Annotated in this window: 4 protein-coding genes; 3 read left to right on the plus strand and 1 reads right to left on the minus strand. The window is 61.8% G+C overall.

Features of this window, described 5'->3' with window-relative positions:
* Positions 1–35: 35 nt before the first annotated feature.
* Positions 36–4,694 carry an NEL-type E3 ubiquitin ligase domain-containing protein gene (locus HBR93_RS16195; protein ID WP_169960693.1) on the plus strand — a complete coding sequence of 1,553 codons (4,659 nt, stop codon included), beginning with the start codon at positions 36–38 and terminating at the stop codon, positions 4,692–4,694.
* A gap of 50 nt (positions 4,695–4,744) precedes the next feature.
* Here the strand turns inward: HBR93_RS16195 and metH are convergent, their stop codons facing one another.
* Positions 4,745–8,455 (minus strand): methionine synthase, encoded by a 3,711-nt coding sequence (gene metH, locus HBR93_RS16200; protein WP_169960694.1) that lies wholly within the window; start codon positions 8,453–8,455, stop codon positions 4,745–4,747.
* Positions 8,456–8,620: 165 nt separating this feature from the next.
* Here metH and HBR93_RS16205 point away from each other — a divergent pair, with 165 nt between their 5' ends.
* A complete protein-coding gene (locus tag HBR93_RS16205) occupies positions 8,621–10,912 on the plus strand; it encodes a fatty acid cis/trans isomerase (protein WP_169960695.1) in 2,292 nt (763 codons plus the stop codon).
* 86 nt (positions 10,913–10,998) lie between these two features.
* Complete coding sequence (gene nfuA, locus HBR93_RS16210; protein ID WP_057436766.1) at positions 10,999–11,583, plus strand: Fe-S biogenesis protein NfuA; 585 nt, start codon at positions 10,999–11,001, stop codon at positions 11,581–11,583.
* Positions 11,584–11,971 lie beyond the last annotated feature (388 nt).

An 11,971-nucleotide genomic window follows, 5' to 3' on the forward strand; every position in this document is an offset into this window, starting at 1 on the left:
CGGCGGGGCGCTCCATTCGCTATGGCTGCCATGCCTTGGCAGATGATGAGTTGCCGACCCTGAAAATCAGCCGGGCCGATTTACAGCACGGCAAGCTCGCTCAGGTGCTGTTGAATGGCCTGAGCGAACAGGAAATCACCGGCCTGCTGGGCAGTGCGTCCAGTTGGAGGGGGCGGCCCAGGGAGCAGGTGTTCAACGAGCGCCTGGCCGATCATGCCCTGCACCGCCAGTCAGCGCTGTTCGACGCTCGGTTATCTGCCAAGGGTGACCCGGTGGTTGACCGGGGGCTGCTGCAACGCCGGTTTCCCTCGCTGTCTGCACGGGCCCGAGAGGAACTCCTGAATAGCGCCAGCCCCCAGGAACTGCGGCGCTTGCAAGACAGCGCGCGGCTGAGCGAGCGTCTGGATCACCAGGCCCGCAGCAGCCTGCACCAGGGGCGCTTGAGCCGAGCGATCAGTGGCCTGCACCGCGACCGACTCGCCAACGCCGACAGCGATCGGCTCGCCTTGCATACCCTGGAGCGCCTGCCCGGATGGCCTTCAGGCTTGCGCCTGGAGATGCGTGTAGACAGCATTCAAGGGCCCTTGGTCGACAGCATTGGCGAGGCGCACGCCGCCACGCGTCGCTACCTGATCAAACGCGGCAATCGTTTCCAGGCCCAGGATCAAGCCGGCAAGCCGCTCAATAGCGCACCGGCCCAGGGCCGTAATCTATTCCCGTCGATCGTCGATGCCTTGCCCGAAGCGGCGCGTCAAGCGCTGGCGCTGACCCCTCATGGTGCGGACTTGCAGCCGGTGTTGGCAGCCTACGCCAGGCGCCACCGCGACGTTATGGCCGATGACGTCTTAAAGTTGCGCAGGCCGAGGTCCCGGCCGGCGCTGCGCCTGCCCGGCGGGCGCCTGGGATATGAGTTATCGGGGCGCGGCGGGCCTTTTGCAGCGGATGACTCTCTGATCGCCCAGGTTCGCACGGCGTATCCAAATATCAGCGACACCCAGGCGCAAGAGCTGATCTGGGCGCGCCGACGTGACGGTGAAAGCAGCCCGCAAATCTGGCGGTTGTTCGCCAATCGCCAGCGAGAGTTGTTGGGGTTGCGCAACACCCTTGAGCAATGGGCGGGGGCAGATGCGCAGCGCTTGCGTTCGGTAGAGGACGTCATCGAATGCTGGCGCCAGGGCTATGACCGAGACCGCAGCGCCCATGCCACCCTGAATCTGCGCGGGGAGCACGCGCTACCGCAGATGGAGGCCGACTTTTCCCATGTGCGATCCCTGCACCTGTCAGGGGCCAGATTGCTCGCCCAACAAGCCAGCGATTTATTTCGGCCATTTCCCAATGTGCAGTATCTGGAGCTCTACGTGCGCCCCAACAATCTTGGCCAGGTGGCTGAACGGCTGGCGAGCGTGCCCGGCATCACCCGGCTGTCGCTCACCGGGCCATTGCTGACCTATTCGCCTGAAGTGCTGCTGGCGCTCAATCGCATGACTGCGCTTGAACGATTGTCCCTGGCCGGCAAACTGGAAACCCTGGATATCCAAGGGCTGACGGCGCTGCGCCGCTTAACCGTGTCCGGAACCCTGGAAACCTGGCCCCAAGGGCTCCTGGCACTTGAGCACCTGGAGTTACTCGACCTTGCCCAGACTCAGTTGCGTTCGGTGCCGGCCGAGATGCTGGTCGGGCATCAACGGTTGTGGCGCGGGTTGCAGATGAATTGGGCGGCGTATGAGCCTGAAGACTTCATGCGGGTTTTTGAGTACCTGCATGACAATCCGGCCCATCTGGTCGATGAGCAGCGACTGGTGCAGGCCTACTGCGAAGGAGCCTTGGCTCGCTTGCGACGCGCGGACCCGACATTCGCCGAAAGGGTGTTGCTCAGCTTCAGAACGCAGGGGCTGACGGCCCGCCAACGTCTGGAGAGTGTCAACGCGGTGCAGGCGCAATACCGTAGGTTGGTCGATGAGCTGGAGCAATGGTCGGATCGCGATTCAAGCACTGGCCGGGTCGAGGTGGATCGTCAGGTAGCCGCTGAAAAACTCCTGGATTGCTGGCGCGAAGGCCTGGAGCAACACCTGGTAGCAGAGGCTGAGCCCGTTCCTGCCGGGGCGGCGGTGTTGGACCTGTCAGGCGCCAACCTGATTGATTTACCGCGGGTGCCGGCCAACGGGTTTGCCCATGTGCGCAGCTTGATCCTGGAGGATATCGGCGTTTCCCTTGAAGGCATCAATGCCTGGCTCGACCAGTTTCCCCAGGTCGAAACATTGAGCCTGGCCCGCAACAACCTGACCGAGCCGCCTGCGGTACTGCTTACCCATTCGTCCCTGCGCCACCTCGACCTGTCTCACAATTGGCTGGTGATCAACCCGGCGATCCAGGCGCGTTTGAGCAGGTTGACCGGCCTTTTATCATTGCGCCTGCAGTACAACCCGATCAGCCGCCTGGATGTCAGCGGCTTCCACGACTTGCGTACGTTGGACCTGAGTCACAGCGCAATCAGCGAATGGCCCCAGGGTGTGCTTGAGTTGTCGTCGTTGCAACGCCTGGATCTGAGCCACAGCGCCGTGACGGCAATCCCCGAAGCGGCGCTGAGCGGGCATGATAGTTTGCTTTCCAACACTCATCTGCGCGGTTGTCGCCTCAGCGTGACGGCGCGTACCGATGCGCGCACGTTTGCGCGACGCTACGCGATTGAACACCCATCCGTTGCCCTGGAAAACCCGTTGGGCATACCCCGTGAGTTGCTTGCCCAAGGCCTGACTGGGGGGGAGCCTGAGTATTTTCCCGAGAATGTCTTGCGCCGCCCCGACTTGCTCGTGGCACTCCCCACGGCACTTGCCTCGGCTGCACTGGCTCCCGCAGCCCGCATACAACGCCTGGTCCCGGCGCTGGACGAGTTGCAGGCGGCGGCACGGCTAGCCGAGCTGCAAGCCAGCGGCCTCGACTCCGGGCAGATCCAGGCACGCCTCGATGAATGGGAAGGGCAGTACAGCCAGTGGGTGCAACTGCTCAATGAATGGATAGATGTCCATGGCTACCTTGATGGCGGTTGGGTCAGTGTATTGGATCGTCGTCGCGCAGCGGACCGTGTGCTGGAAAGCTGGCGTCACACCCTACGTGCCACGCCCGGCCTGCCTGAAGTGAATAGCGCCAGCCTGCTGGATTTGTCCGGCCTGCTGTTGGGCGACCTGCCGAAGTTGCCCAAGTATTTCGCTCACGTCACCGAACTGAACCTGAGTCGCGTCAGGCTCACGGCCCAGGGTTCCAACGAGTTCCTGCGGGCCTTCAGCCACGTGCGTACGTTGACCCTCAGTGACAACGGCCTGCGAGCCTTGCCCGATGCCCTCGCAGAGTTTCACGGGTTGAGACGCTTGGACCTCAGCAGAAATGAACTACAAAACGCCTCCCAGCTTCAGGGGCACCTGGCGCGCCTGCAGGCGCTGGAATGGCTGAACCTGGGCGAGAACGTCTTGAGCGAATTGGACCTCGGTGGCCTGTCCAGGCTCGAAACGTTGTACCTGCATACCAACCTGTTGGACGAGTGGCCCATGACAGTGCTTGAGCTTGGGCGCCTGCGCACCCTGGACCTGCACGACAACTGGATCGAGACCCTGCCAGATACAGCCTTTGAGCCGCAACACCGCGCCTTGATGGCGGGGACTGACCTCTTGGGAAACCGCCTTGAGCAGGAAAGCTGTGAGCGTTTGCAGGGGTATCTGGCGCAGACCGGCAATGGCTTGGGGTTTTCCGCCGAGCAGCTTGAGGAAATGATCCAGGGATACCGGGAGCGCGATGAGCGGGAGGCTTTTGACTCCCCTGACTACTCGCTGGATCATCCGGATATCGAAACGCCACAAATCCAGAAGGCGCGCTGGTTTGCTGATGTCCTGCCCGATTCGCCAAGGCACCGGGTCTGGGACGACCTCAACGCACAGCCGGGGAGCCACGATTTCTTCTTCACCCTGTCGCAACTGCGCAATACCGAGGACTTCCTTGAGGCGCCAGGCGATCTGACCCAGCGCGTATGGGCGGTGTTGGAGGCCATTGGCGGCAACCCGGCCATGCGGCGGGACGTGTTCGCCCGGGCGACGGCGTTGATGCCCGAGGTGACCTGTGGGGATGGCAGAATCCTGATGTTCAACGCGTTTGAAACCCGCGTGCAGGAGTTCGCTGCGTTGAGATTGGCCGAGGCTGGTCAGGATGGCGCCGCCCTGTTGAAGTTCGCCCGTGGCATGCTTCGCCTGGAGGCGGTTGAAGGCATCGCCGAGGACATCATCAAGGCCCATGAGGATATTGACCCGGCGGAAATTCGTTTAGCCCTGCGCATTGGCCTTGCCGAGCGCCTGGACCTGCCCCGGCAGCCCTCCGGCATGCTGTATAGCGAGTTATCGGAAGTGACCCAGGCCGACCTCGACCGGGCATACGCCACTGTCCTGGAGGGCGAGAGCACGCCGGGCTTTGAAGAAAAGCTGGTGGGCCTTGAGTATTGGCGCAATTACCTGAAGAAAAAGTACGCCACGGATTTTGCGGCCCTGGCGCGCGAGCTGGAACACCAGACCGATCGCCTGGATGAGCGCTACCCCGAGAGCGGTGCCGAGTACTTGCGTGAATATGCGGCATTGGGTGCCTGGATCAAGGAGCAGCGCAGGGCGCTGGCGATCCGCCTGACCCGGCAGGAACGGGCCGAGCTGAAGCTATAAGGCTGCCAGCGGTGTGCCAGGCACCCGAACAGAGTGCCTGGCAATCGCCCTTAGTTGTCGTAACCCAGGTTCGGCGCCAGCCAGCGTTCGGTCACGGCCAGATCCTGGTCTTTGCGTGCGGTGTAGCTGGTCACCTGGTCCTTGTCGATCTTGCCTACAGCAAAGTACTGCGCCTGTGGATGGGCGAAGTACCAGCCGCTGACCGCTGCGGCCGGGAACATCGCGTAGTGCTCGGTGAGGAACACGCCGCTGCGGCCCGCATGCATCTCGCGGGCCTCGGGGTCGAGCAGTTGGAACAACTGCGCCTTCTCGGTGTGATCCGGGCACGCCGGGTAGCCGGGGGCAGGGCGGATACCGCTGTACTGCTCCTTGATCAGCGCCTCGTTGTCCAGCTCTTCATCCTTGGCATAGCCCCAGTAGTCTTTACGCACTTGCTGGTGCAGCCATTCGGCGCAGGCTTCGGCCAGGCGGTCGGCCAGGGCCTTGACCATGATCGAGTTGTAGTCGTCGCCCGCATCCTGGTAAGCCTTGGCCACTTCCTCGGCGCCGATGCCGGCGGTGGTGATAAAACCACCGATGTAGTCGGTTACGCCGCTGTCCTTGGGCGCAACAAAGTCGGCCAGGGAGAAGTTCGGCTTGCCGTCGGTCTTGATGATCTGCTGGCGCAGGTGATGCAGTTTGGCAATCGGCTGGCCGTCGTCGCCGTAGACTTCCAGGTCATCCTCCTGCACCTGGTTGGTCGGCCAGAAACCGAACACGGCGCGGGCGCTGATGAGTTTTTCGTCGATCAGCTTGTTGAGCATTTCCTGGGCGTCGGCGTACAGCGCGGTGGCCGCTTCACCCACCACCTCATCGGTGAGGATGCGCGGAAACTTGCCGGCCAGGTCCCAGGAGATAAAGAACGGCGTCCAGTCGATGTACTCGGCCAGCACCTTGAGGTCGATATTGTCCAGCACCTTGGCCCCGGTAAACGTCGGTTTGACCGGGGTGTAGGTGCTCCAGTCGAACTGCGGCTTCTTGGCGATGGCCGCCGCGTAGCTCAGGCGCTCGGTGCGGGCGCTGCGGTTAGAGGTGCGCTCACGCACGTCGATGTATTCCAGGCGGGTCTTCTCGACAAACCCGGCCTTCAGCTCCTTGGACAGCAACTGGGTGGCCACGCCCACCGCGCGTGAGGCGTCGGTCACGTAGATCACCGCATCGTTGCTGTACTTGGGCTCGATCTTCACCGCCGTGTGCGCCTTGGAGGTGGTGGCGCCACCGATCATCAGTGGCAGGTGGAAGTCCTGGCGCTGCATCTCGCGGGCCACGTGCACCATTTCATCCAGGGACGGTGTGATCAGCCCGGACAGGCCGATGATGTCGCACTTCTGCTCCTTGGCCACCTGCAGGATCTTCTCGGCCGGGACCATCACGCCCAGGTCGACAATGTCGTAACCGTTGCAACCGAGCACCACGCCGACAATGTTCTTGCCGATGTCGTGTACGTCACCCTTGACCGTGGCCATGAGGATCTTGCCCTTGGCTTCCGGCTTGTCGCCTTTTTCCAGCTCGATGAAGGGGATCAAGTGGGCCACGGCTTGCTTCATTACCCGTGCCGATTTCACCACCTGGGGCAGGAACATTTTACCGGCGCCAAACAGGTCGCCGACGATGTTCATGCCGGACATCAACGGGCCTTCGATCACCTCGATCGGGCGCGCGAACGACTGCCGGGATTCCTCGGTGTCTTCAACGATATGGGTGGTGATGCCCTTGACCAGCGCATGCTCCAGGCGCTTGTTGACTTCCCAGCCACGCCATTCCTCGGTCTCGGCTTCCTTGACGCTGCCGTCGCCCTTGTACTTGTCGGCGATGGCGAGGAGGGCGTCGGTGCCTTCCGGGGTGCGGTTGAGGACCACGTCTTCCACGGCGTCGCGCAGCTCGGCCGGGATCTGGTCGTAGATTTCCAGTTGGCCGGCGTTGACGATACCCATGGTCAGGCCGTTGCGGATCGCATACAGCAGGAACACTGAGTGGATCGCCTCGCGCACCGGGTTGTTGCCGCGGAACGAGAACGACACGTTGGACACGCCACCGGAGGTCAGCGCATACGGCAGTTCATCGCGGATATAGGCACAGGCGTTGATAAAGTCGACGGCATAGTTGTTGTGCTCTTCGATACCGGTGGCCACGGCGAAGATGTTCGGGTCGAAGATGATATCTTGCGGCGGGAAGCCCACTTCATTGACCAGAATGTCGTAGGAGCGCTTGCAGATCTCTTTCTTGCGCGCCTCGGTGTCGGCCTGGCCGGCTTCATCGAACGCCATCACCACCACCGCCGCGCCGTAGCGCTTGCACAGTTTGGCGTGATGAATGAACTGCTCGACGCCTTCTTTCATGCTGATGGAGTTGACGATGCCCTTGCCCTGGATGCATTTGAGGCCGGCTTCGATCACTTCCCACTTGGAGGAGTCGATCATGATCGGTACACGGGAGATGTCCGGCTCGCCGGCAATCAGATTGAGGAAGGTCACCATGGCCTTCTTCGAATCGAGCATGCCCTCGTCCATGTTGATGTCGATCACCTGGGCGCCGGCTTCCACCTGCTGCAGGGCGACTTCCAGGGCTTCGGTGTAGTTGTCCTCGCGGATCAGCCGGGCGAATTTGGCGGAACCGGTGATGTTCGTACGTTCGCCGACGTTGACGAACAACGACTGGCGATCAATGGTGAAAGGCTCCAGGCCCGACAGGCGGCAGGCCTTGGGAATGTCCGGGATCTGGCGCGGCGCGTAGCCGGCCACGGCCTTGGCGATGGCCTCGATATGGCCCGGCGTGGTGCCGCAGCAACCGCCTACGATATTGAGGAAGCCGCTCTGGGCGAATTCTTCGATGACCTTGGCGGTTTGCGCTGGCAGCTCGTCGTACTCGCCGAACTCGTTGGGCAGGCCGGCGTTGGGGTGGGCGGACACGTAGGTGTCGGCCTTGTTCGACAGTTCTTCCAGGTACGGCCGCAACTCGCTGGCGCCCAGGGCGCAGTTCAAGCCCACGGAAATCGGCTTGGCGTGGCTGATGGAGTTCCAGAACGCCTCGGTGGTCTGGCCCGACAGCGTGCGGCCGGAGGCGTCGGTGATGGTCCCGGAAATCATGATCGGCAGTTCCACACCCAGTTCTTCGTACACGCCTTGCACGGCAAAGATCGCGGCCTTGGCGTTGAGGGTGTCGAAGATGGTTTCGATGAGGATCATGTCCGCACCGCCTTCGATCAGGCCTTTGGTGGCCTCGGTGTAGTTCTCCACCAGTTCATCGAAGGTGACGTTGCGGTAGCCGGGGTTGTTCACGTCGGGCGACAGCGAGCATGTGCGGCTGGTCGGGCCCAGCACGCCCGCGACAAAGCGCGGTTTGTCCGGGGTTTCCAGGGTCTTGGCGTCGGCGACCCGGCGGGCCAGGCGTGCGCCTTCCAGGTTCAGCTCGTAGGCCAGCGCCTCCATGCCGTAGTCGGCCTGGGACACTTGGGTGGCGTTGAAGGTGTTGGTCTCGAGGATGTCGGCACCGGCATCCAGGTACGCTTTCTCGATCCCGCCGATCACGTCCGGGCGGCTCAGGATCAACAGGTCGTTGTTACCCTTGACGTCGCTGGGCCAGTCGGCGAAGCGTTTGCCACGGTAGTCCTCTTCCTCCAGCTTGTAGCTCTGGATCATCGTGCCCATGCCGCCATCGAGGATCAGGATGCGTTCCTTGAGGGCTTGGTGGAGGGCTTGCAGGCGAGTGCTACGATCGGACATGGGACTACTCTAATCAGGCATTACGGAGGGCGTGGATCATAGCAAACCTGTGCGCTTTTAGAGCATGCCTGGGTTTTGCATGAATATCGCTCATGTTGAGGGCGCCTCGACATCGGTAGAATCGCGGCAATTTTTCAGCGCTCGCATCGACTCGGGACCGGATACATGTCACTTCGCCTCATCACCGGCGCCGCCTTGGCGTTGGTCGCCTGCCTCGCGCAGGCCAACGGACCCGCCCCGGCGCTTTCCTATACCCGCGATATTCAACCGATCTTCACCGAGAAATGCGTGGCCTGCCATGCCTGCTACGACTCCGCCTGTCAGCTCAACCTGGGCAGTGGCGAAGGTGCGGCACGCGGCGCGAGCAAGCTGCCGGTGTATGACGGCGAGCGCAGCCAGGCGTCGCAGCCGACCCGGCTGTTTTATGACGCCTTTGGCAAGGCCGCCTGGCAGCGCCACGGTTTTGCCTCGGTGCTGGATGCCCAGGGCACCCAGGCGGCGCTGATGGCGCGCATGCTGGAGCTGGGTCATAAAACCCCATTGGCGCCCAATGCCAAGCTGCCCGAAGAGATTGTGCTGGGCCTGAACCGCGAGAATATGTGCCCATTGCCGGGGGAGTTCGACGCCTACGCCGGCGCGCACCCCAAGGAAGGCATGCCGCTGGCCGTCACCGGCCTGACCGATCAGCAATACCAGACTCTGCAGCGTTGGCTGGCGTCCGGTGCGCCTATTGATGAGCAGGGCCTGGCGCCGAGTGCCCAGGAAGCCTTGCAGGTACAGCAATGGGAAAACCTGCTGAACCAGCCCGGCGCCCGGGAAAGCCTGGTGGCGCGCTGGTTGTTCGAGCATCTGTTCCTCGCTCATATCTATTTCGAGGGCGGTGAACCGGGGCATTTTTTCCAGTGGGTCCGCTCGCGTACGCCCAGCGGCCAGCCCATCGACCTGATCAACACCCGTCGCCCGAATGACGACCCTGGCACCCGCGTGTACTACCGCCTGTGGCCGGTGCAAGGGGTGATCGTGCACAAGACCCACATTACCTACCCCTTCAGCGCGGCGAAGATGGAGCGGGTCAAGTCGCTGTTCTACAGTGGCGACTGGCAAGCCACGGCGCTGCCGGGCTACGGCCCTGGCCGTCGGGCCAACCCGTTTGAAACGTTCGAGGCGATCCCGGTCAAGGCGCGCTACCAGTTCATGCTGGATAACGCCGAATACTTCGTGCGCACGTTTATTCGTGGGCCGGTGTGCCGTGGGCAGATTGCCACGGACGTAATCCGCGACAACTTCTGGACCCTGTTCCAGGACCCGGACCACGACCTGTACATCACCGATGCCCGCTATCGCGGCCAAGCCACGCCGCTGCTGGCGATGCCGGGGCAGAACGATGACGTGGGCAGTGTGTTGAGCCTGTGGCTGGCCTACCGTGACAAACGCAATGAATACGAGGCCCTGCGCCGCGACAACTACGCTGATTTGCCGGCGCCGGGCTGGTCGAGCCTGTGGCAGGGCAATGACAACGCGTTGCTGAGCATCTTCCGCCACTTCGACAGCGCTTCGGTGAACAAGGGCCTGATTGGCGAAGTCCCACAGACGATGTGGCTGTTCGACTACCCGCTGCTGGAGCGCACCTATTACCAATTGGCGGTGAATTTCGACGTGTTCGGCAATGTCTCGCACCAGGCCCAGACCCGTTTGTATTTCGACCTGATCCGCAATGGCGCCGAGCAGAACTTCCTGCGCCTGATGCCGGCGGATTCGCGCGATGGCTTGCTCGACGACTGGTACCAGAACAGCGGCAAGGTCAAGCTGTGGCTGGACTATGAAGCCATCGACAACGACAAGCCCAGCGGCCTGAAGCTGGACCCGCAGGACCCGAAACGCGACTTTGCCAACCAGTTGCTGTCCCGGTATGCCGACTTGAACGCCAGCCCGGACCCGATCAACCGTTGCATCAGTGCCTACTGCTCACGTCTGGGTATCGACCCGCAACTGCGCGACGTCGAACAAACCCTCAGCCGCCTGACCTCAAGGCCGGCGGCCGGGCTCAAGGTGATCGAGCAGTTGCCGGAAGCCACCTTGCTGCGCATCCAGACTCCGAGCGGCAAACGCGAGGTCTACAGCCTGCTGCGCAACCGCGCCCACAGCAACGTGGCCTTTATGCTCGGCGAGGCTTATCGCTATCAACCGGGCCTGGATACCCTGACGATCTATCCGGGCGTGCTCAGCAGCTACCCCAACTTCATCTTCAATGTGCCGGCCGAGGATGTGCCCGAGTTTGTCGAGGACATGGAGCTGGCCAGGGACGCCAAGCGCTTTGAACGGATTGTCGAACGCTGGGGCATTCGCCGCAGCCACCCGCAGTTCTGGGAGTACTTCCACGATTTATCGCAATACATCCGCGAAACCACTCCGGTGGAAGAGGGTGTGCTGGATATGAATCGCTACGAGAACCTGTAGGTGTGGATTTGCCTGACAAAAATACTAGGACTTTGTACCGTCGCGGCGATTGGCGTAAACTGCCGGCAAGCCTGTGAGGAGTTCCCATGACTGCCATAACCATTACCGACGCCGCCCACGATTACCTGGCTGATCTGCTGTCCAAGCAGAACACCCCGGGTATCGGCATCCGCGTCTTTATCACCCAGCCTGGCACCCAGTACGCCGAGACGTGCATTGCCTACTGCAAGCCGGGCGAAGAAAAGCCTGAAGACACCGCCCTGGGGCTCAAGAGCTTCACCGCGTATATCGACGCCTTCAGCGAAGCCTTCCTTGACGATGCCGTGGTCGACTACGCCACTGACCGCATGGGTGGCCAACTGACCATCAAGGCGCCCAATGCCAAGGTGCCGAACGTCAATGCCGATAGCCCGATCAACGAGCGCATCAACTACTACCTGCAGACCGAGATCAATCCGGGCCTGGCCAGCCATGGCGGCCAGGTCAGCCTGATCGACGTGGTGGATGACGGTATCGCCGTGCTCAAGTTCGGTGGCGGCTGCCAGGGCTGTGGGCAGGCTGACGTGACCTTGCGTGAAGGTATTGAGCGTACGTTGCTGGAGCGGATTCCCGAGCTCAAGGGCGTACGTGACGTGACTGACCATACGCAGAAAGAAAACGCCTACTACTAAGGTGTTCGCTGCAAACAAAAAACGGCGTCCGTGAGCGCCGTTTTTTTATGCTTTAAAGTTAGCAAGTTACACGATTTGTCTAACAAATAAGATGAGCTTTTTGAGCTGGCTTGCATGCGATACCCGTAGGTATCTATACATCTCTTTTATCCAGTGCTTGTTGGGTTTGTGAACATATCCGTTGCTGCGGTCATGGCGGCTATTGGTTCCGCTCTTACAGCGGGTCACTTTTGGAAAAGAGCCCCAAAAGTAACCAAAAGGGCTCTTGCCCCACCACTCGGCACCTCGCCTAGGCTCGGTGTGCCCGTCATCCGACATTGATTTGGGGGGCCGCCGCGATGGGCCATCCATGGCCCAGCGCGGCTAACCCGGCGTCCTGCCGGGTTAC

Source organism: Pseudomonas sp. WS 5411, from assembly GCF_012985595.1.
In the GTDB taxonomy this organism is placed as follows: domain Bacteria; phylum Pseudomonadota; class Gammaproteobacteria; order Pseudomonadales; family Pseudomonadaceae; genus Aquipseudomonas; species Aquipseudomonas shahriarae.